Origin of the sequence: Gordonia jacobaea (genome assembly GCF_001186365.1) — a bacterium.
GTDB classification, from domain to species: domain Bacteria; phylum Actinomycetota; class Actinomycetes; order Mycobacteriales; family Mycobacteriaceae; genus Gordonia; species Gordonia jacobaea.
Genome location: NZ_LDTZ01000016.1, coordinates 336185 through 355725, shown reverse-complemented (window position 1 = coordinate 355725; position 19541 = coordinate 336185). Strand labels below are relative to the sequence as shown.

Genomic DNA, 19541 nt, shown 5'->3' with positions numbered 1-19541 from the left:
CTCATCATTTCGGCAACTTCGGCTTGATCTGGGTGTCGTAGATCTGTTGGATCTGCTTGTTCACATCGGCCATGGTGTCGTTGACGTCAGCGTTCTGCAGGCCGATCTTCTCGTAGCCCGTACCGATGATCTTGTCGCCACCGGGCACAAAGACGCGAGCGTAGTTCTGCGGCTTGGTCTTCGGCAACTGGTCGATCGCCGTCTTGAAGTTGGGGTTCTTGTCGAGGAAGGCCACCATCGACGGGTCGTTCAGCGCCGACTTCCGGACCGGCATGTACCCGACGTTCTGCGAGAAGTACGCCGTGTTGTCAGTGTCGGTGATGAAGTTGATGAACTTCAGCGCGTTGACCTTTCGCGCGTCGGAGATTCGCGCCGGGATCGCAAGGCCCGCGCCTCCCGTCGGGCAACCAACCGTTCCGTCGGGCGCAGGCAGGAACGCTGTGCCGAAGTTGAACTTGGCATTCTTGGTGATTCCCGACAGGTCGCCGGTCGATGCCACCGTGGAGGCGATGATGCCGGCGCTGAAATCGCCTGCGATGTCGTTGGATATCTTCGCGTAGCGCTTGGTGTTGATCGACTCACTAAGGTAGTTGGCGGCGGCGATCGTCTTGGGATCGGTGAACTTCAGATCCCACTCGTCGGAGTAGGCACCACCGAAAGTCCACGTGGGACCCTGGAACGTCCAGCCAAGGTAGTCGACGGCATTGCCCCAGCCGTGCGCCTGCTTACCGCCACCGACGACACCCTGGATACGCGGACCCCACTCGTCGAACTCCTGCCAGCTCTGCGGCCCGCGGGCAGGCAGTCCCGCCTGCTTCCAGACGTCGGCGTTGTAGTAGAACAGCGGTGTCGACCTCGCGTATGGCAGTGCCCACGTCTTGTTGTTCCACTTGTAGTCGCCCACAAGCGAATCGACGTAGTCGGAGGTGTTGACGTCCGCCTTGCCGAACAGGTCGTCGAGCGGCGCGATAGCACCGATGAGTGCGAAGTTGAACCACCACACGTCGGACAGGATGATGATGTCCGGCAGCGACCCGCCCGAGAGCGCGGCGTTGAACTTCTGCGCCGCTTCCTCGTAGTTCTTTCCGGCGTCGACCAGTTGGACCTTGATACCCGGATTGGCCTTCTCGAAGCGCGAGATCAACTCCTTCTCGACCGCCGTCGACTTGCCCGGGTGGTTCGACCAGAAGGTCAGGTTGTTGGCGTCACCCCCGTCGTCGGACCCCTCTGAACTCCCCGACCCGGCGCAAGCCGATACCGCCAGGCCTGCCGCCAACGTGACACCAGCCGCGAGAAAACCGCGGCGAGACAACTCGTGCATTCGTGTGCTCCTGTTCCCCACTGTTTGTCGTTCTCTGTCTGTCGCGCAGGTGGTTTCGACACCCGCCGATCGAGCCCTATCCGTTGATCGAGCTCCCACCGCTGATCGAGCTCCCCACCGCTGATCGAGCCGACCCCGCTGATCGAGCCTGTCGAGATCACCCACCCCGTCGATCGAGCCCCCACCGCAGAAGTGCACAGTGGTTTCGACACGGCAGCTCGCTACGCTCGCGGCCTGCTCAACCAGCGGAAATGCGCCGCTGATCGAGCCGACCCCGCTGATCGAGCTCCCACCGCTGATCGAGCCGTCCCCACCGCTGATCGAGCCTGTCGAGATCACCCCTTCACCGCCCCGGAGGTCAGGCCCTTGATCATGTGGCGCTGCAGGAGCAGGAAGACGACGAGCATCGGCAGCATGGCGAGGACCGTCGCGGCCATCACGGGCCCCCAGTTGGTCAGGCCGTCGTTGTTCTGCAACTGCGTCAACCCGACGGGCAGCGTCGCGACGGTGTAGTCGTCGGCCATCAGGAACGGCCAGAGGTATTCGTTCCACTCGTTGACGAGCGTGATGAGCGCGAAGGCAACCATCGTCGGGATCGACAGCGGCAACACCACACGGGTCAGTAGCCGGAAGTGACCGGCGCCGTCCATGCGTGCGGCTTCGATGATCTCCTGGGGTATCGACAGAAAGTGGTTGCGCATCAAGAACGTTCCGAATGCGACGCCCGCAAGCGGCAGGATGATGCCGAGGAACGTATTGCGCAGCCCGAGCTGTGCAATGAATGCGTAGTTGGTGATCGACGTGATCTGATTCGGCACCATCAGCGCGGCGATGATCACGATGAACACCAGGTTCTTGAACGGAAACCGCAGGAACACAAGCCCGTACGCGCTCAGCACCCCGAGTGCGAACTTCACGACGCCCAGGATCGAGGTCACGATCACCGAGTTCCGCATGAAGTCCCAGAACGGAACCGACGTCGTCGCCTCGCTGTAGTTCTCCGGGTGCCACACGGACGGCCACCACACGGCGGGCTGCACGTAGATCTCGGATCGATCCTTGAACGACGCCAACAGGATCCACACGAGCGGTAGCGCCACCAGGAGCACGACGACGACCATCGCGAGGTAACCGAACACCGTGGCAACGCGTTTGCGCCGCGCGTACGCCTTTGCGCGTTGGTCGGGGCCGGCGGGACTCGTCGTCGACGCCGCGTCACCCGACGTCGTCGACTCCGTCATCACGATCTCGCTCATGCCTGCGACCGATCCATCACGCGTACCTGCACAACGGTGACGACGAGCAGCACGACGAACATGATCGTCGCAACCGTCGCTCCGTAGCCGGCGCGGAAATTGCGGAACGTCTCTTCATAGACCTGGTAGACCATCGTCGTGGTGCCGTTGCCGAGCGGGCCTCCGCGGGTCATCACGTTGATGATGTCGAAGACCTGTAATGAGTTGAGCAGCACGGTGATCGAGAGGAAGAACGTCGTCGGACGAAGCTGTGGCAGCAGAACCCGACGGAAGTAGGTGAAGCGGCTGGCCCCGTCGATTGCTGCCGCCTCGTCGAGGTCGATTCGCTTCCCCTGCAACGCTGCAAGGTAGATCACGAACGCATAGCCCAGGTTCTTCCACACGTAGGTCACCGTGACCATGAACAGAGCCCAGTGCGGTTGCTGGTAGAAGTCCGGTGCCGACCCGAGGTGCAGCCGGTGCATCAGGTCGTTGATCAAACCGAAGCTCGGATCGAATACGAACTGAAACGCGATACCCACCGCTGCGCCGGAGAGTACGAACGGCGCAAACACAATGGATCGCACCAGGTTTCGGCCACGCAGCTTCCGGTCGAGCAACAGCGCCAACGCGAGTCCCAGTGCCATACTGCCCGCCACCGCCACAACGGTGAAGACCACGGTGTTGACGACGATGGTCCAGGTATCGGCGCGCGTGAACCATTCCGTGTAGTTCGAGAACCCGATGAAGTCGGCGCCGGGCGACGAAATGTTCCAGTCGTAGAACGACATTCGGATGTTCTCGATGAGCGGTCGATACGTGAACACTCCGAGCAGCACCAGATTGGGCGCTACGAGCGCGATGAACAGCGCGTAGCTACGCCACGACCGGGCGCGCGACGACGGAAGCACCCGCTCGTTGACTGACGACACCCGGGCAGTATTCAGCCCCGATCTTACGGATTGCGAACGAGATGATTGCCCGCCGACGTCCGGAAGGTGTCGCGTGGACCACGTCACATGAATTGGCCGTGAACACGACCGAACCGGGAGCTACTTGCGGTTGCCCACAGGCGCGGAAACCGCGCGTCTGGGCAACCGGAAAGAATGGGCAACCGGAAAGAATGGGCGACGCAAGAACGGGCACCCGGAAAAGTCAAGCAGGGCGCTGCGTCAGAATGCGTGGACCGTCGGCAGTAACCGCGACGGTGTGCTCCCAGTGGGCGGCGCGCGAGCCGTCGTCGGTGACGACGGTCCAGCCGTCGGGAAGTTCGGTCGTCTCGGTGGTGCCGAGCGTGAGCATAGGCTCGATCGCCAACGTCGAGCCGATCACCAACAACGGACCGTGGCCGGGATCGCCCTCGTTCGGCAGGAACGGATCGAGGTGCATCTCGCGCCCGATGCCGTGGCCGCCGTAACCGTCGACGATCCCGAAGCCGCGTCCAAAGGTCTTCTCCGCCTTGCGTGTTCCGGTCTCGATGGCGTACGAGATGTCGGTGAGGCGTGCGCGGTCGACCATTGCGGCGATGCCTGCCTCCATCGACAGCCGTGTCGCGTCCGAGAGGTCCTGGTCGGCCTGCGAGAGTTCGCCCACCCCGAAGGTCCACGCGGAGTCGCCGTGCCAGCCGTCGAGAATGGCGCCGCAGTCGATCGAGACGAGATCTCCCTCGGCGAGCACGACGGTTGACGACGGGATTCCGTGCACCACAACGTCGTTCACGGAGCTGCAGATCGAGCCGGTGAACCCGTGATAGCCCTTGAACGACGGGACCGCACCCGCGCCCCGGATCACAGACTCGGCCACCTCGTCGAGTTCGAGGGTGCTCACCCCGACCTTCGCGGCGTCGCGTACCGCGACGAGTGCTTGCCCCACAACGGCTCCCGCCGCAGCCATGGCGTCTAGCTCGCCAGGGCTGCGGAACGGAACACGTTTGGTCTTACGGAGCCTCATCGCGGATCGATACTCTAGGAGACCTTGACGCCGAGCGCGCTCAGCACTCGCTGGTGGACTTCGTCGACCTCGCCGACTGCGTCGACGGTCTTGACCTGGTCGCCGTAGTACTCGAGCAGCGGCGCGGTCTCTTTGTCGTACACCGCCATGCGGTTACGGATCACGTCTTCGGTGTCGTCGGCGCGACCGCGCGCGAGCATGCGATCCACGACGACGTCGGGGTCGACGACGAACGAGACAACAGCGTCGAGCTCGGTGTCCAGGTCGGCGAGGATCGAGTTGAGCGCTTCGGCCTGCTCGATCGAGCGGGGGAAGCCGTCGAGGATGAAGCCCTTCGACGCGTCGGGCTCGCTGAGGCGTGCGCGGACCATGTCGACGGTGATCTCCGGCGGCACCAGGTCGCCGGCGTCGAGGTACTTCTTCGCCTCGATACCGATCGCGGTGCCCTCAGAGATGTTGGCGCGGAACAGGTCGCCGGTGGAGATGTGCGGAATGCCAAGAGCTTCCGACAGCAGTTCTGCCTGAGTCCCTTTGCCAGCGCCGGGGGGGCCGAGAAAAACAAGTCTCACTTCAAGAATCCTTCGTACTTGCGTTGCATCAATTGACTGTTGATCTGCTTCACCGTGTCCAGACCCACGCCGACCATGATCAACACGGCCGTGCCCCCAAATGGCAGGTTCTGCACTCCCCCGCTGTTGCCGATCTCGAGGAAGAGGTTGGGCAGTACAGCGATGATACCCAGATAGATCGAGCCCGGGAGCGTGATGCGGCTCAGTACGTAGCCTAGGTAATCAGCCGTCGGCTGGCCGGGACGGATACCGGGGATGAATCCTCCGTACTTCTTCATGTCGTCGGCACGCTCTTCGGGATTGAAGGTGACGGCGACGTAGAAGTACGTGAAGAAGATGATCATGGCGAAGTAGACGAGGATGTACACCCAGCTACTCGGGTCGGCGAGATAGCGCGAGACCCACGACTGCCAGCCCGACTCGGTGCCGTCGGCACTCTTGGTGAGCTGCACGATCAACTGCGGCAGATACAACAGCGACGACGCGAAGATCACCGGGATGACGCCGGCCTGGTTGACCTTGAGCGGCAGATAGGTCGACGACCCGCCGTACATCTTCCGGCCGACCATCCGCTTGGCGTACTGCACCGGGATTCGACGCTGGCCCTGCTCGATGAAGACCACGCCCGCGATGATGATCAGCGCCGCGAGACACACGAGACCGAAGACCAGGCCGCCACGGCTGGTGAGGATCGCCCGACCCTCGGCGGGGATGCGAGCAGCGATGCCCGCGAAGATCAGCAGCGACATACCGTTGCCGATACCGCGCTCGGTGATCAGCTCACCGAACCACATGACGAGGCAGGCGCCTGCGGTCATGACGAGCACGATGATCGACAGACCGAAGATCGACTGATCGGTGAGAACGTTGCCGCACTCCTGCGGGAGCAGTGTGCCGCGGTCGGCGAGGGCGACGATGCCGGTCGACTGGAGCAGTGCCAACGCCACGGTGAGGTAGCGGGTGTACTGCGTCATCTTGGCCTGACCGGACTGGCCCTCCTTACGGAGTTGCTCGAACCGCGGGATGACCACGGTGAGCAGCTGCACGATGATGCTCGCGGTGATGTAGGGCATGATGCCGATCGCGAACACCGAGAGCTGCAGAAGCGCTCCACCGGAGAACAGGTTGATCAGCGAGTAGACCTGGTTGCCGCCACCGCTGTTGATGCGATCGATGCACGCGTGCACGGTCTTGTAGTCGACGCCGGGCGACGGGACCGTCGCGCCGAGGCGATACAGCACGATGATGCCGATGACGAAGAGGATCTTCTTCCTCAGATCGGGCGTCCGAATGGCCGCGACGAGGGGGGAAAACACTAACTCCTCCTAGGAACGACCACGCTCGGGTTGTTCGGGGGCCAGACGGACCCCACCCCCACGTGCTCGGCAATCGACGTTGATCGGTGGTTGCGTTGTGCGGCAACCCCAGAAACTCTACCGGCAGCCACGGCCGGCACTTCTGCGGGACCGCACCACCTGAAGTTTTCGGAGCCCGCTCGCCCGACCCGGCGCGCGTTGTACGTGCATGCACACCCGATGAGCTCGACGAACCGGCCCGCTGGCACCACAGCGGACGGCAGAACAGTGCTGCCGTCCGCTGTGGTCAGAAACGAACTCTTACAGTTCAGTGGTGCTGCCACCGGCAGCGGCGATCTTTTCCTTGGCCGACGCCGTGAACTTGTTCGCGGTCACGTTGACCGCGACGCTCAGCTCACCGTCGCCGAGGACCTTCACCAGCTGGTTCTTGCGAACCGCACCGGCAGCGACGAGCTCGTCGACGCCGATGGTGCCGCCCTGCGGGAACAGCTTGGCGATGTCGCCGACGTTGACGACCTGGTACTCGACCCGGTTGGGGTTGGTGAAGCCCTTGAGCTTCGGCAACCGCATGTGGATCGGCATCTGGCCGCCCTCGAAGGCTGCAGGCACGTTCTTGCGTGCCTTGGTGCCCTTGGTGCCGCGACCGGCGGTCTTACCCTTGGACCCCTCACCGCGACCCACACGGGTCTTATCGGTCTTCGCGCCCGGAGCGGGGCGAAGGTGATGGAGTTTGATGGTCATTGCTCTTAAACCTCTTCGACTGTCACGAGGTGTGCAACCACGTTGATCAAACCGCGGTTGATCGGGGTGTCCTCGCGGGTGACGGTCTGGCGGATGCCCCTGAGTCCAAGGGTCCGCAGGCTGTCACGCTGGTTGCTCTTGGCACCGATGGTGCCCTTCACCTGGGTGATCTTCAGCTGTGCCATGTCTTACACTCCCTGGCCTGCGCGCGCCCGGAGCATACCGGCCGGCGCCACATCTTCGATCGGCAGACCGCGACGTGCGGCGACCTCTTCGGGACGCTGCAGCATCTTCAGTGCGGCCACGGTCGCGTGCACCACGTTGATCGCGTTGTCGGAGCCGAGGCTCTTGGCGAGGACGTCGTGCACGCCTGCGCACTCGAGCACGGCACGCACCGCGCCACCGGCGATGACACCGGTACCGGGGCTTGCCGGACGCAGCATCACGACACCGGCCGCAGCCTCACCCTGAACCGGGTGGGTCACGGTGCCTGCGATCAGCGGAACGCGGAAGAAGTTCTTGCGAGCCTCTTCGACGCCCTTCTGGATCGCGGCCGGAACTTCCTTGGCCTTGCCATAGCCGACACCGACCATGCCCTGGCCGTCGCCGACGACCACGAGAGCGGTGAAGGAGAACCGACGTCCACCCTTGACCACCTTGGAGACACGGTTGATGGTGACGACGCGCTCGAGCTGGTTGCGCTCCTGGTCACGATCGCGTCCGCGGTCGTTACGACGATCGCGGCCACCGCGGCGGTCGTTGCCGCCCTGGTTGTTGTTGTTGTCGTTACCGGCGGGTCCGTTTCCGCCGTCACGCTGACGTCCGGGCATCAGAGGTTCCCTCCGGTCATGTTGGTCTTGCTGTTGTTGCTGGTCATCATCAGAACTGCAGGCCTCCCTCACGGGCGGCGTCGGCGAGCGCGGCGATACGGCCGTGGTAGTTCTTGCCACCACGGTCGAACACGACGGCCTCGACACCTGCGGCCTTGGCGCGAGCGGCGATCAGTTCGCCGACGCGACGAGCCTGTGCCGACTTGTCGCCGCCGGCTGCACGCACGTCAGCCTCGATGGTCGACGCTGCTGCGAGGGTCTTGCCCGCGAGGTCGTCGATCAGCTGCACGTGGATGTGACGGCTGCTGCGCTTGACGGCCAGACGCGGACGCTGCGGCGTTCCGCTGACCTTCTTGCGAAGGCGGAAGTGACGATTTCCGGTCGCGGTGCGACGACGGGTCGACACGTCCTTGCCGATGGGCTTGCGGACAGTTTTGGTTGCTGTATCACTCATGGCTTACTTACCCGTCTTTCCGACCTTGCGACGGATCTGCTCACCCTCGTAGCGAATGCCCTTGCCCTTGTAGGGGTCGGGACGACGCAGGCGGCGGATGTTCGCCGAGATCTGGCCGACTTGCTGCTTGTCGATACCCGACACCGAGAACTTGGTGGGCGACTCGACGGCAAAGGTGATGCCCTCGGGAGCCTCGATCGGCACGGGATGGCTGTAACCGAGCGCGAACTCGAGGTCGCGACCCTTGGCTGCGACGCGGTAGCCGACACCGAAGATTTCCATCTTCGTGGTGTAGCCCTTGGTCACGCCGTCGACCAGGTTGGCAACCAGCGAGCGGTTCAGACCGTGCAGTGCACGGTTACGACGCTCGTCGTTGGGGCGGGTCACCACGATGGTGTTGTCTTCCTGCGCCACCTGGATGGGGCTGGTGACAACGTGGCTCAGCTCGCCCTTGGGTCCCTTCACGGTGACCGTCTGTCCGTCGATGGAGACGGTGACGCCCGCGGGGATCTCGATCGGATTCTTACCGATACGCGACATTGTGCTTACCTCCCCTTACCAGACGTAGGCGAGGACTTCGCCGCCCACGCCCTGGTTGGCTGCCTGGCGATCGGTGAGCAGACCGGACGACGTGGAGATGATGGCCACGCCGAGGCCGCCCAGGACCTTGGGCAGGTTGGTGGACTTTGCGTACACCCGCAGGCCCGGCTTGGACACGCGGCGCAGTCCTGCGATGGAGCGCTCACGGCTGGGGCCGTACTTGAGGGAGACGACGAGGTTCTTGCCGACCTCCGCATCTTCGGTGCGGTAATCGGTGATGTAGCCCTCGCGCTTCAAGATCTCGGCGATGTTCACCTTGAGCTTCGACGACGGGAGGGTCACCTCGTCATGGAACGCCGAATTGGCGTTACGCAGACGTGTCAAGAAGTCTGCGATCGGGTCAGTCATGGTCATGGTTGACCGTCAACCTTTCTCGTAGCGGTTCCCATGCAGCGCCGATCGTCAGGATTTCTCCTGTGACCTGCGGTGGGCCTTCCACGAAGTGGATAGTGAATAGGTTCTCGCCGCCGGTGCCCTTGGCATTTCGCCAGCACCGGAGACTATTCAGTTGTAGCCGTGACCCGAGTGCGGACACGCGAAGGTGCACAGGCAACCGTTCTAGTGTAGAGAATCGGCTGGCCAGACCCAAATCGATGGCCGCAGCGACCTTTGCGTCACCGCACGCGATGCGGACGTACGACCATACCGAGAAGGGCTATCGCCGCCACGACGGCCGCGGCCATCATCGCCCACGCTGCGCCGTCGGCACCACCAACCGACGCCAACACCGCCCCGAGTGCGGCGACACCGAACGCCCCGCCGAGTTGACGCGACGCACTGAACAGGCCGCCTGCCGTACCCGCAGAACCCGCAGGAGCACCCGCTACGACGAGCCCGGTTATCGGCACGATCACCAGCGGTAATGCCGCTCCGGCTATCAGCATCGTCGCAATCAACGCCCACAATGGTCCGCCGACGAACATCACCGCGGCGATCGCGACAGAACCCACCACAGCCGCGGACTGGCCCAGCAACGCCGGCAACTGCGGCCCACGCGCGGCGACCACGCGCCCCACAACCGGGCCGAGGACGCATGGCCCGAACGTGTAGGCGATGAGGACGAGGCCCGCTCCCAACGGCGACAACCCGCGTGCGTTGATCAGATACAGGCTCGCGACAAACAGCGTCGACGCCATCACCACCTGAATTGTGAAGCCGTACAACGTTCCTCGCAGGATCGGCGGGATGCGGAGCAGACGCACGGGAATCGCCGGGGCGGCGCTGCGTCGATCCGACCAGTAGAGCAATCCGGCCGCACACACCGTCGGGATCAGCGCCCACGCCGCGATTGGCGATCGCTCCCCCGTTTCGATGATGACGACGACCACGAGCGCGAAGAACACCACCGCGAGTACCTGTCCGCGCACGTCGAGTCGGGCACCGCGGTCGCGTGCCTTCGGGTCAGCCGGAAAGTATCGACTCCAGGCCAGCGCGAGAACTCCCACCGGAACGTTGATCAGGAAGATCCACCGCCACCCACCGGCGGCGATGAGGATTCCACCGACGGTCGGACCTGCCGCGAAACCGCACCCGGTGACCAGCGCGTAGAGGCCGATCGCGCGGTGCCTGTCGGCTGGTTCTGGATTCATCCTCCCGATGAGTGCCAGCGTCGTCCCCGGGATCAGCGCGGCCGCAGCGCCCTGGAATGCGCGCAGGACGATAAGGATCAGCAGCGTCGGAGCGAGAGCGCACAACACGGACGTGAGCACGAAGAGAAATACGCCGACCCGGTACGTGCGCAAGGCGCCATAGCGGTCGGCGATCGCCCCGGAACTCAGCAGCAGTGCACCGAAGGTGACCAGGTAGGCGCTGACGACCCACTGTTGTCCGGCGACACTCCCACCCAGCGACCTGGCTATATCCGGTAGCGCGACGTTGAGGACAGTCGAGTCGACCAGCACCAACAGGTAGCCGAGCGAGACCCCGACGTTGCTGATGGTGCGACCACGCATGACCTCGCCCGAGCGGCGTCGTGATCTGGAGGGTTCGCGAGTTGTCGTTGGCACGGCATCAGGATGCTGCTGACGCCCGACGTCGATCGACCGGAATAGACGCAGGGAGTGTGCGGTTTTTCCGAACACCATCCGATGCGTCATGCCTCCCGGCCCCAAGCGAGGAGTAGCACTCATGGAAATCCGACACGTACGGACCTTTCTGGCGGTCGCCGAGCATCGCACTGTCCTCGGTGCCGCGGCTGCCCTCGACCTGGCCCCATCGTCGGTGTCGCAGCAGATCAGGGTGCTCGAACGCGTCCTCGGAGTGCAGCTATATCACCGCTCGTCGAGCGGGATGCGCCTGACCGACGCCGGACTCGTGCTGGCCGCCCAGGGCCCCGAGTTCCTCGACCGCTGGGCCAGACTCGGCCGTTCCGTCACGGCCGCGGCCACGACCGCGCCCCTGCGTGTCGCGAGCACCGAACACATGGTCGCCACACAGATCCCCGGCATTCTGCGCGAGTTCGGCAACCGGGTTCCCGGCAGTACCGTCGCCGTGGACACACTCAGTGACCCCACGCGCGTCGTCGACGCGGTGGCGTCGGGCAGCGCCGACGTCGGACTCGTACTCGACATGCACGACGACGCGGCCGACCGCTGGCTCCTGCCGGCGACGCAGCGCACAGACGTCTGCTACGCCGACCTGGTCCCCGTCACCACCGCAATCGCGATGGCCTCGGGCCATTCGCTTGCTCGACACAAGCGCCTCACCATCGCCGACCTTGTCGGCGAGCACATCCTGAGCGGCCCCCGACGGTGCGCGACACACCTCGGCATCGAGGACATGCTGCCCGAACCGATGGAATCCATGCCGAGCCTCGTTGTCGCCTTCAGTTGGGCGGCAAACGGCCTCGGAGTGGTGATGGCCCCGAAGTTCGCCATCGGCCGTACGTCGGCCGCCGGGCAACTCGTCGCGGTAGATCTCGACATCGCGCCGCACACATCCTGGATTCGGATGGTGTGGTCGCCCGAGCGTCCGGTCGTCGGCGACTTCCGCGACCTGCTGTACGCGGCAAGCGTCGGAGTCAACGGCGGTGACGAGGTCACTCAACCAGGTGAGATCGCCGCGGCGTCGTGACCCGCCTGCCGTCGAGGGCTAGGCTGCTGCGGTGAATTGGGAACTGATCTCCTGCGGCCTACGCGGCCACGAGACCTATCGTCCCGACGAGTCCGACCTCGCCGATCACCTGCACACCGAGACCAGCGTCGGCGACGCGTGGCGGTGCTTGCGCTGCGGCGATTACGCCGTCGGCTCACCACGCAGCAGCGGTCCCGCCGACCAGGCGCCGGAGGTTCCGCGCGGTCGGTTGCTGCGCGACCTGATCATCATGCGACTGCTGGCCGTCGAGCGCCTGATCCGCGGAGTCTTTCTCGTCATCGCAGGCATATTCGTGATCGAGCTGCGCAACAGCCAACAGACTCTGCACGAGAAGTTCGACGCCGAGATGCCGCTCCTCAAACCGATCGCCGACCAGATCGGCTGGAACATCGACGACTCCAAGGTCGTGCAGTGGATCGAGAAGGCAACCACGTTGTCGACGGCGACCATCGTGCTCGTCGGCTGTGCGCTGCTCGCCTACGGAATCAGCCAGTTCGTCGAGGCGTACGGCTTGTGGTTCGCCAAACGCTGGGGCGAGTACTTCGCGGTGATCGTCACCAGCATCTTCATCCCGCTCGAGGTCTACGAACTCGTCGAGAAGGTGACCGTGTTCAAGGTGCTGCTGCTCGCGATCAACGTCGCCGCGGTGGTCTGGCTCATCTGGAGCAAGCGCCTGTTCGGAGTCCGCGGCGGCGAGGCGGCCTACCGCGCCGAACACAGCGCCGAGAGCCTCCTCACCGTCGAGCGGGCGGCTGGCTGAGCCAGGCCGCGTCGGCGGCGGTCACCGAGCGCACCGCCACATCGCACACCAGTCGGTGGTGGAGGCTATATTCACGTCCGATGACTCACGCCGACAGTGATACGCCGCCACCGTTCGGCCACGCGATCCGTCCCGGACGCGTAGTCCGCCTCGCGGACGTATACGGCCCGGCAATCGACGACTTCGCTGAAGCCGTAGCGCCCGAACTGCCGGTGATCTTGGATTACCGCGGCCCTGACGAACGAACTGCACGGCAGGTCGCCACCGAGATCCTCGAGGCACTCGAATCCGCGCTCATCACCTTGTTTCCCGCCTGGCTACCGGGCAGGTCAACCGGAGAGCAACTCGACGTCGACGACGCAGAGACGCTGGCCCGGCGGCTGTGTACCGACGTCGGCCTGTCGACCGCTGTGGTTGTACCGCTCGCGCGGGCGGGCGCCGCCAACGAACGCACGACGCCGTCGGCGATTCCTGAACAACGGGCTGCCGTGTTGGTCGCATTGCTACGCCACTTCTACGGTCGGCCCGAGGTGGTGCTTGCCGTTCGCGCAAGCAGCGCGCTCTCCCATGATGCGCAGCGAACCGCGGCATCGGCGTGTGCGTGGCTCGCGGAGCATGCCAACATGACCGTCTGGCTCACCGCCGACGCATTACCCGAGGTGCGCCGGGTACCTGTGCTGCGCCTCGGGATTGCCTCATCCACCGCGCCCGTCCCGACCGACCCGTTGCGACCGATATTGATCGTCTCCCGACCGACGGGCGCTCCCGCTCCACACAGCGCTGCGGAGCAGGCGCTCGAATACGCACTGGCCCAACATAGTTGGTCAGCGGGACGCCTCTGGAATCGCTGCCCCACCGATCTCACCGCATTGTCGGGAGTCGCAAGAGTCGACGTTCTGTGGCCGGATGCGCGAGTCATCGTCGAAGTCGATGGCCCGGACCATCGTCGAGCCGACAAGTACGCGCGTGACCGTCGCCGCGACAATATGCTGCAGCGGCACGGCTACGTAGTGCTCCGCTACACCAACGAACAGGTTCTTGGCGACACGTCGTCAGTCGTAGCGGAACTGCGCGAAGTTCTCACCCATCACCATCCGACACCCAGCTCGCCTACTGCACCTGGACCTCATCTGAAGGAGTCACAGTGGACCACCCGAAGCTGACACCGAGCCAAAGCGCGGTGCTCTTCGTCCTCATGGCGGAGTCCACGGAGGTGTCGACTCCTCGCCTACGCGAGCTGGGCCCCAACCTCGACAAGCCTGGACGACAGAAGTTGACCGAACACGGCCTGATCGAGTCGCGCAAAGGCGAGCGCAATGCGCTCTACCACTCGCTCACCGACCGCGGGTGGGCTTGGTGTGCAGACGAATTGCGTGCAGGGCCGCCGGACCGCTCGTTGCCCCCGATCCGCGCGCTGTATGCCGTCCTCAACGCAATCGGGCGTCATCTCGACGCCGAAGACTTCCGACTGTACGAAGTCTTCGGCCGTCCGCGCCCCGTCGTCGAGGCCGCGCCGCCCGCGTCGTCGAAGGCCGCGAACATCGGCGCCCGCATCGTCGCCACATACAAGTCGCTGGCTCATCAGCGCGGCGCGCTCGTCGACGTCGCAGCACTCCGTTCGGCGCTACCTGACGTCGGCCATTCCGAGTTCAACGCTGCGATCCTCGTCTTGCAGGACCGCCCGGGCGTCAGTCTGATCCCTCAGGACGACCGCGCCCGTCTCAGCGAGGCTGACCGAGCAGCCGCTGTGGTGGTCGGCACGCAACCGTGCCACCTGTTCGCAGTCGAGGAGGACTGATGGACAACGACATTCGCCAGGCACTCGAGTCGATCCGACTCGACTGGGCCGACACCCCCGACGACGTATGGGGCACGTCAGGCACCTATCACGTAGCCGGCTTGCACGAGCAGGTCGCCGACGAGACGATGCGTAGTTTCGCCGACGCTCAGCGGTCGGAGTCAGCCAGCCCCATCGGCGTGGTGATCCGCGGCGTAGCGGGCTCGGGCAAGACGCACCTTCTCGGGCAGATCCGTCAACGCGTACAGCAGCACGGCGGCTACTTCTTTTTGGTGAGATTGCTCGACGGCAGCGACTTCTGGAAGTCGGTCACGGTCGCTGTGCTCGAGAGTCTCAATCGCCCCAGCCCGACACATCCGACACAGCTCGCGCAACTCCTCGACCACCTCGCCCGAGAAGCCGACGTGTCGGAGTCAACACGGGCAGCAGTCGTCGGTGAAGCGACGCTCACAGTGCCGGCACTCGAAGAGTTCGTGGCGGGCGTGTATCGGCGTCACCCCCATCGGCGACGGTCGCAGCACATCTTGCGCGCGCTGGTACTGACCGCCTCACAGGACTACGACGCGAGGGACCTCGGTGAGGCTTTTCTGCACCTTGATGTCGACGACGTAGACGAGTTGGCCGAGTGGGGTATCCGCAACGCGACCCTCGGCTACCAAGAAATGGTCCAGAACATCTCCCGCATAGTCGCGTTCGACGCCGCGGCAGTTCTGGGCGTCGACCAGATCGACACGCTCATCGAAGCGGGATGGTCGACCTCCGCTGACGAGAATTCCGTCGTGAACCAGGTGGCTCACGGCTTGATGGCCTTGCGCGAGAATATGAGTCGGACGACCACTGTTGTCTCGAGCATCACGGCGGCTTGGGAACACCTCGAGAGCAGGGTGATGCGCTCCGCAGTCGAACGCTTCCGCAAACCACCGATGCTGCAACGGCCGTCATCGGCCGACTTCGCGCGTGAGCTCCTCGCCAAGCGTTTCGCACCGGGTTTCGCCCAGATCAACTTCACGCCACCCCAGCCACATTGGCCTGTCGACGATATCGCGCTCACCGATGCACAGCGATATACCCCGCGCGAACTGATGATGGCCGTCGACCGGCAGGTTGCGGCGATGCTGCGCAGCGGCACGTTCGCGTCGATCACAACATTGAACGACACCGATACGCCAACACGCGAAGCCAACGACACCGCTCGTGAGCAGTCGACCGACGTCCCTTCCGGGAGCGATACGCTCGTGGCGACAACAGATGTCGGCGCGATCGAGAAGCGCTATCGCGAGTTGGTCGAGCAAGCCGACCCTGCCGTCGCGCTTGACCACACCACAGAGGATGTCATCGTTCCTGACCTGCTGCAGGCCGGGCTCGGCGCATGGATCGAAGCGCTACCCGATGAAGCCGGGAAGTGGCATCAGGACCCCAAGCCGGGGGCAAAAGCTCTGCTGCATGGGCGAATCAGTCATGTCATCGATCCGGCGACGGAGTCCGGAGAGTCATGGAGCTTCCGCGCTCTTGCCGCCACACATCCCCGTGCGGTGCAATCCCGCCTCACCAATGCCAATATCGCCTCTGGGCTCAGCCTCGGCGAGGTCGAGCGCACCCTGGTGGTGCTCAGGCGCCAGCCGTGGCCGACGGGACCCAAGACCGCACAGTTGGTCGATGAACTGCATCGGCGCGGCGGCCGGGTGATCGCCTGGCCAGACGACGACATCCGACGCCTCATGGCATTGGCGCAGTTGCGTTCTGAGCGACCAGCGCAGTTGCACGACTGGATCGTCGATCGTGCTCCGGCAGCCGAGATCGGCTTCCTCTCAGAAATTCTCACACCCGGTTTGACCAAGGCTGTGGCCACAAGCGTCGAGACGCCGGAGGTCGAAACACCGAAAGCCGAGACACCGAAGGGTGCATCATCGGGAGCCCACGCAGCAAAAACCGACGCATTCTCTCCAGCAGCGATCACCCCTGACGAGGCGAGTCCTGTTGTCACAGAGTCGCGTTCGTCCGGTGATCAACGCGCTGTCGACGTGCTGCCGATTGGCGTTCGATCAGTCGACGGCCAACCTGTCGAGACGCCCTTGGAGTCACTCCGCAAGCACGCCGCTATCTTCGCTGGTTCCGGTTCCGGAAAGACCGTTCTCATTCGACGGATCGTCGAAGAGGCGGCCCTGCAAGGTGTTTCGTCAATCGTCCTCGACATCAACAATGACCTCGCACGACTCGGGATGCCCTGGCCAGAAGGTACGCGAGATTGGAGTCCAACCGACCGCGAGGCGGCCGACCGCTATTTCGCCGACACAGAGGTTGTTGTGTTCACCCCCGGGCGGCGCTCTGGTCGACCGTTGAGTTTTCGTCCGCTGCCCGAATTCGCCTCGCTGGAAACCGATTCCGATGAGTTTTTCGCGGCGGTCGACTCTGCCGTCGGCGCGCTCCTCCCGAAGGCGCGCCCCACCGAACGCGGCGCGCGCGCATCACGCTCTGAGGCGGTGTTGCGACAAGCGATGGTGTACTTCGGTCGCCGCGGCGGCGGAAGCCTGCTGTCCTTCGTCGCATTGCTGTCCGAACTACCCGACGGGGTGTCGAATCTCGCCGACGCTCCGCGCCTCGCGATCGATTTGGCGGAGAATCTGAAGGCGTCGATGGCCAACGATCCATTGCTGGACGAAGCCGCGACACCCGCCGACCCGGGTGTGCTGCTCACCCCATCGTCGGGCTATCGCGCCCGTGTGTCGGTCATCAACCTCGCGGGACTCGGAAGTGAGTCCCGGGTCGCGAACTTCGTCGGGCAACTGCAAATGTCGTTGTTCGCGTGGATCAAGAAGCACCCTGCCTCCGATCGCCCCCTTGGCGGCATCTTGGTGATGGACGAGGCGCAGAACTACGCACCGTCGCAGGGCGTCACGACGGCGACGCACAGCACGTTGGCGCTCGCTTCGCAGGCGCGCAAGTACGGATTGGGGTTGATCTTCGCGACACAGGCCCCGAAGGGAATCCACGGCCGCGTCAGCGGCAACGCGTCGACTCAGTTCTTCGGAAAGCTTAACCACCCAAACCAGATCGAAGCTGCCAAGGAGTTGGCAAACAGCAAGGGAAGTCCGATCCCCGACGTCGGCCGACTGTCGACCGGAACGTTCTACACCGCGGTCGACGGTGGCCGCTTCGTCAAAGTCGACACCCCGCTGTGCCTGAGTTACCACCCGCAGAGTCCGCCCACCGAGGACGAGGTGATCGCTATCGCGCGCGCGTCGCTGGACTAGAAGCGCATGGGGATCTGCTGAGTCCGCGGCGGCGCGGCCCTCCAATGCCACCCGCCGCCGGGCGGGGCGTGCAATCGTGAGACATGGACACCACGCGACTCCCAGCCCTCGTTGACGAACTCATCGCCACGGCGCGCGACGCGCACAGTCGCCGCGCTGGGCACACGCTGCACGGCAACTCGGCGCGGCACCTGCGCCAAACCGTGATCGCATTGGCGGCCTCCACCGAACTCGGCGAGCACCAGAGCCCCGGCGAAGCGACGCTTCAGGTGCTCCGCGGCGACGTGACGCTCACCGCGGGCGCCGACGAGTGGCACGGCGTGGCCGGCGACCTCATCACCATTCCCGACGCCCGACACAATCTCCGGGCCAACGAGGACTCGGCGGTACTGCTCACCGTGCTGGCGAACTAGTCTCCGAACGTCGCGCTCCGAGCCATCGCCACCACCATCGCGCCATCCCGACGAAGACGATCACCCAGATCAGCAGCGCCACCCACGCCTCCCAGGTACCCATGGTCTTGATCCACGAGACCTGCCAGGCGATCCCCAACTGTCTGCTGGCCACCCCCCACATGCCGATGGGGAACACGATCGACCACAACGCGGTGCGAAATCCCGAATTGGTACCCGGCCTGCGCGCGTGCCAGATCATCAGTGCGACGAGCAGCGGTATCAACCACGTCCCGAAGATCCAACCCAACAGACAGAGCGTTCCGACGACGTCGTGCGAGACCAGCCGCTGCATGGCGCCCACACCGAGAACCTCTGCACCGGCGAGCACCGAAATCGCGCCTGCACCCATGAACACCCAGTAGGGGGCGACCTCGTCGTCCGCCGACAGGCCGATGATGATCAGCCGCGCGGCGACCAGCACCGCCATCACGACCAGTATCAGCACACCGGTCCCCCACCACAGTGCGGCAACGACCGCATACCAGTCGACACGCTCTTTGGCCGCGAGCGCCCCGAATGCCACAGCAATCGACTGGGTTCCGACGACCATCAGAAACCAGGTGCCGTTGACGTGTGTCCAGGGCAGCGGGGTCGTCGGCGCCGGGGGATGCTCCCGCGACTGCGCGGCGCTGAAGAACGCGGCGATCACCGCGGTGTAGCCGAGTATCACCCACGACACGAGTGCGACCACAGCAAATGTGACTGCGGCCCAAGTACTTCCCGCCGCCAACGATCGCGCCGCAAGCACCCCGCTCGCCGCGGTGAAGGCCAACACGGTGAACCCGTCGGTCGCGATCTCGCGCCGCACCTCGTTGACCACGCCCGAACCGGTGAACCACCCGGCAATTGTGAACACGGTCAACGCGACATATCCGACCACAGCGAAAGCAAAGAGAATCGCCGAAATGAGATTGGCCAGAGTGGCGTAGGTGCCACTACCGAGCGACGCGGCATTGTGCATTGCCGTCGACACGATGCCGGTCGCCATGACGAAAGTGAACTGGCCAAGGCTCGCGTGCGGTACGCGTCGTCGGAGACGGGTGGGCGAATCGGGCGATACCGCACGCGAAACGTTCACACTGACCGACCTTTTCACGTTGAGACACAAGGACCTACACATTGCGAATGTCTATACCCAATCGAAACACGCGGAGCACTCGGCGATAAC

Annotated in this window: 20 protein-coding genes; 6 read left to right on the top strand and 14 right to left on the bottom strand. The window is 64.4% G+C overall.

The window, feature by feature from the left end; all coding sequences use genetic code 11:
• Positions 1 to 4 precede the first annotated feature (4 nt).
• The 13 genes from ABW18_RS10325 to ABW18_RS10265 all read right to left on the bottom strand — a co-directional run bounded on the left by ABW18_RS10325 (position 5) and on the right by ABW18_RS10265 (position 11022).
• The gene (locus tag ABW18_RS10325; protein WP_049698878.1) at positions 5 to 1321 is read right to left on the bottom strand and encodes an ABC transporter substrate-binding protein; all 1317 of its coding nucleotides are present in this window, start codon (positions 1319 to 1321) and stop codon (positions 5 to 7) included.
• Positions 1322 to 1656: 335 nt separating this feature from the next.
• Entirely contained in the window at positions 1657 to 2577 is a 921-nt protein-coding gene (locus ABW18_RS10320) for a carbohydrate ABC transporter permease (RefSeq protein ID WP_152930055.1), read from the bottom strand.
• Complete coding sequence (locus ABW18_RS10315; protein WP_197494630.1) at positions 2574 to 3488, bottom strand: carbohydrate ABC transporter permease; 915 nt, start codon at positions 3486 to 3488, stop codon at positions 2574 to 2576. Before ABW18_RS10315 ends, ABW18_RS10320 begins: the two co-directional genes overlap by 4 nt.
• A gap of 223 nt (positions 3489 to 3711) precedes the next feature.
• Positions 3712 to 4506 (bottom strand): type I methionyl aminopeptidase, encoded by a 795-nt coding sequence (gene map, locus ABW18_RS10310; RefSeq protein WP_049698877.1) that lies wholly within the window; start codon positions 4504 to 4506, stop codon positions 3712 to 3714.
• 14 nt (positions 4507 to 4520) lie between these two features.
• Positions 4521 to 5075 (bottom strand): adenylate kinase, encoded by a 555-nt coding sequence (locus tag ABW18_RS10305; protein WP_049698876.1) that lies wholly within the window; start codon positions 5073 to 5075, stop codon positions 4521 to 4523.
• Positions 5072 to 6391 carry a preprotein translocase subunit SecY gene (secY, locus tag ABW18_RS10300; protein WP_049698875.1) on the bottom strand — a complete coding sequence of 440 codons (1320 nt, stop codon included), beginning with the start codon at positions 6389 to 6391 and terminating at the stop codon, positions 5072 to 5074. Before secY ends, ABW18_RS10305 begins: the two co-directional genes overlap by 4 nt.
• A gap of 300 nt (positions 6392 to 6691) precedes the next feature.
• Positions 6692 to 7132, bottom strand: coding sequence for a 50S ribosomal protein L15 (rplO, locus tag ABW18_RS10295; protein WP_049698874.1), 441 nt, complete (start codon positions 7130 to 7132; stop codon positions 6692 to 6694).
• 5 nt (positions 7133 to 7137) lie between these two features.
• Positions 7138 to 7317: a 50S ribosomal protein L30 gene (rpmD, locus tag ABW18_RS10290; protein WP_005208385.1), complete on the bottom strand. Its 180-nt coding sequence runs from the start codon at positions 7315 to 7317 to the stop codon at positions 7138 to 7140.
• 3 nt (positions 7318 to 7320) lie between these two features.
• On the bottom strand, positions 7321 to 7962 hold the full coding sequence (rpsE, locus tag ABW18_RS10285) for a 30S ribosomal protein S5 (protein WP_005170418.1): 642 nt from the start codon (positions 7960 to 7962) through the stop codon (positions 7321 to 7323).
• Positions 7963 to 8011: 49 nt separating this feature from the next.
• A complete protein-coding gene (gene rplR, locus ABW18_RS10280) occupies positions 8012 to 8416 on the bottom strand; it encodes a 50S ribosomal protein L18 (RefSeq protein WP_049698873.1) in 405 nt (134 codons plus the stop codon).
• A 3-nt stretch (positions 8417 to 8419) separates the two neighbouring features.
• Positions 8420 to 8956, bottom strand: a complete 537-nt coding sequence (rplF, locus tag ABW18_RS10275; RefSeq protein WP_005208387.1) for a 50S ribosomal protein L6 — start codon at positions 8954 to 8956, stop codon at positions 8420 to 8422.
• Between the two features lie 15 nt (positions 8957 to 8971).
• Positions 8972 to 9370: a 30S ribosomal protein S8 gene (gene rpsH, locus ABW18_RS10270; RefSeq protein ID WP_005170410.1), complete on the bottom strand. Its 399-nt coding sequence runs from the start codon at positions 9368 to 9370 to the stop codon at positions 8972 to 8974.
• A 260-nt stretch (positions 9371 to 9630) separates the two neighbouring features.
• On the bottom strand, positions 9631 to 11022 hold the full coding sequence (locus ABW18_RS10265) for an MFS transporter (RefSeq protein WP_160318049.1): 1392 nt from the start codon (positions 11020 to 11022) through the stop codon (positions 9631 to 9633).
• 121 nt (positions 11023 to 11143) lie between these two features.
• Between ABW18_RS10265 and ABW18_RS22710 the strand changes: the two genes are divergently transcribed.
• The 6 genes from ABW18_RS22710 (at position 11144) to ABW18_RS10235 (ending at position 18331) form a co-directional block, all read left to right on the top strand.
• Positions 11144 to 12088: a LysR family transcriptional regulator gene (locus tag ABW18_RS22710; RefSeq protein ID WP_049698871.1), complete on the top strand. Its 945-nt coding sequence runs from the start codon at positions 11144 to 11146 to the stop codon at positions 12086 to 12088.
• A gap of 31 nt (positions 12089 to 12119) precedes the next feature.
• A complete protein-coding gene (locus ABW18_RS10255) occupies positions 12120 to 12869 on the top strand; it encodes a DUF2127 domain-containing protein (RefSeq protein WP_049698870.1) in 750 nt (249 codons plus the stop codon).
• Between the two features lie 80 nt (positions 12870 to 12949).
• Complete coding sequence (locus ABW18_RS10250; protein ID WP_049698869.1) at positions 12950 to 14032, top strand: DUF559 domain-containing protein; 1083 nt, start codon at positions 12950 to 12952, stop codon at positions 14030 to 14032.
• Positions 14014 to 14667, top strand: a complete 654-nt coding sequence (locus ABW18_RS10245; RefSeq protein ID WP_049698868.1) for a MarR family transcriptional regulator — start codon at positions 14014 to 14016, stop codon at positions 14665 to 14667. Before ABW18_RS10250 ends, ABW18_RS10245 begins: the two co-directional genes overlap by 19 nt.
• The gene (locus tag ABW18_RS10240) at positions 14667 to 17918 is read left to right on the top strand and encodes a helicase HerA domain-containing protein (protein WP_049698867.1); all 3252 of its coding nucleotides are present in this window, start codon (positions 14667 to 14669) and stop codon (positions 17916 to 17918) included. The genes ABW18_RS10245 and ABW18_RS10240 overlap by 1 nt, the downstream gene beginning before the upstream one ends.
• An 83-nt stretch (positions 17919 to 18001) precedes the next feature.
• Positions 18002 to 18331: a cupin domain-containing protein gene (locus tag ABW18_RS10235; protein WP_049698866.1), complete on the top strand. Its 330-nt coding sequence runs from the start codon at positions 18002 to 18004 to the stop codon at positions 18329 to 18331.
• Here ABW18_RS10235 and ABW18_RS10230 read toward each other — a convergent pair.
• The gene (locus tag ABW18_RS10230; protein ID WP_083444361.1) at positions 18312 to 19493 is read right to left on the bottom strand and encodes a tellurite resistance/C4-dicarboxylate transporter family protein; all 1182 of its coding nucleotides are present in this window, start codon (positions 19491 to 19493) and stop codon (positions 18312 to 18314) included. The genes ABW18_RS10235 and ABW18_RS10230 overlap by 20 nt on opposite strands.
• Positions 19494 to 19541: the final 48 nt, after the last annotated feature.

What these genes read in the sequence shown, in the direction of transcription:
- rpmD (WP_005208385.1), bottom strand. Translation starts at nt 7,317, where the DNA reads ATGGCACAGCTGAAGATCACCCAGGTGAAGGGCACCATCGGTGCCAAG.
- rpsE (WP_005170418.1), bottom strand. Translation starts at nt 7,962, where the DNA reads ATGCCCGGACGTCAGCGTGACGGCGGAAACGGACCCGCCGGTAACGAC.
- ABW18_RS10240 (WP_049698867.1), top strand. Translation starts at nt 14,667, where the DNA reads ATGGACAACGACATTCGCCAGGCACTCGAGTCGATCCGACTCGACTGG.
- ABW18_RS10250 (WP_049698869.1), top strand. Translation starts at nt 12,950, where the DNA reads ATGACTCACGCCGACAGTGATACGCCGCCACCGTTCGGCCACGCGATC.
- ABW18_RS10230 (WP_083444361.1), bottom strand. Translation starts at nt 19,493, where the DNA reads ATGTGTAGGTCCTTGTGTCTCAACGTGAAAAGGTCGGTCAGTGTGAAC.
- rplR (WP_049698873.1), bottom strand. Translation starts at nt 8,416, where the DNA reads ATGAGTGATACAGCAACCAAAACTGTCCGCAAGCCCATCGGCAAGGAC.
- ABW18_RS10320 (WP_152930055.1), bottom strand. Translation starts at nt 2,577, where the DNA reads ATGAGCGAGATCGTGATGACGGAGTCGACGACGTCGGGTGACGCGGCG.
- ABW18_RS10325 (WP_049698878.1), bottom strand. Translation starts at nt 1,321, where the DNA reads ATGCACGAGTTGTCTCGCCGCGGTTTTCTCGCGGCTGGTGTCACGTTG.
- map (WP_049698877.1), bottom strand. Translation starts at nt 4,506, where the DNA reads ATGAGGCTCCGTAAGACCAAACGTGTTCCGTTCCGCAGCCCTGGCGAG.
- ABW18_RS22710 (WP_049698871.1), top strand. Translation starts at nt 11,144, where the DNA reads ATGGAAATCCGACACGTACGGACCTTTCTGGCGGTCGCCGAGCATCGC.
- rpsH (WP_005170410.1), bottom strand. Translation starts at nt 9,370, where the DNA reads ATGACCATGACTGACCCGATCGCAGACTTCTTGACACGTCTGCGTAAC.
- ABW18_RS10235 (WP_049698866.1), top strand. Translation starts at nt 18,002, where the DNA reads ATGGACACCACGCGACTCCCAGCCCTCGTTGACGAACTCATCGCCACG.
- rplO (WP_049698874.1), bottom strand. Translation starts at nt 7,132, where the DNA reads ATGACCATCAAACTCCATCACCTTCGCCCCGCTCCGGGCGCGAAGACC.
- rplF (WP_005208387.1), bottom strand. Translation starts at nt 8,956, where the DNA reads ATGTCGCGTATCGGTAAGAATCCGATCGAGATCCCCGCGGGCGTCACC.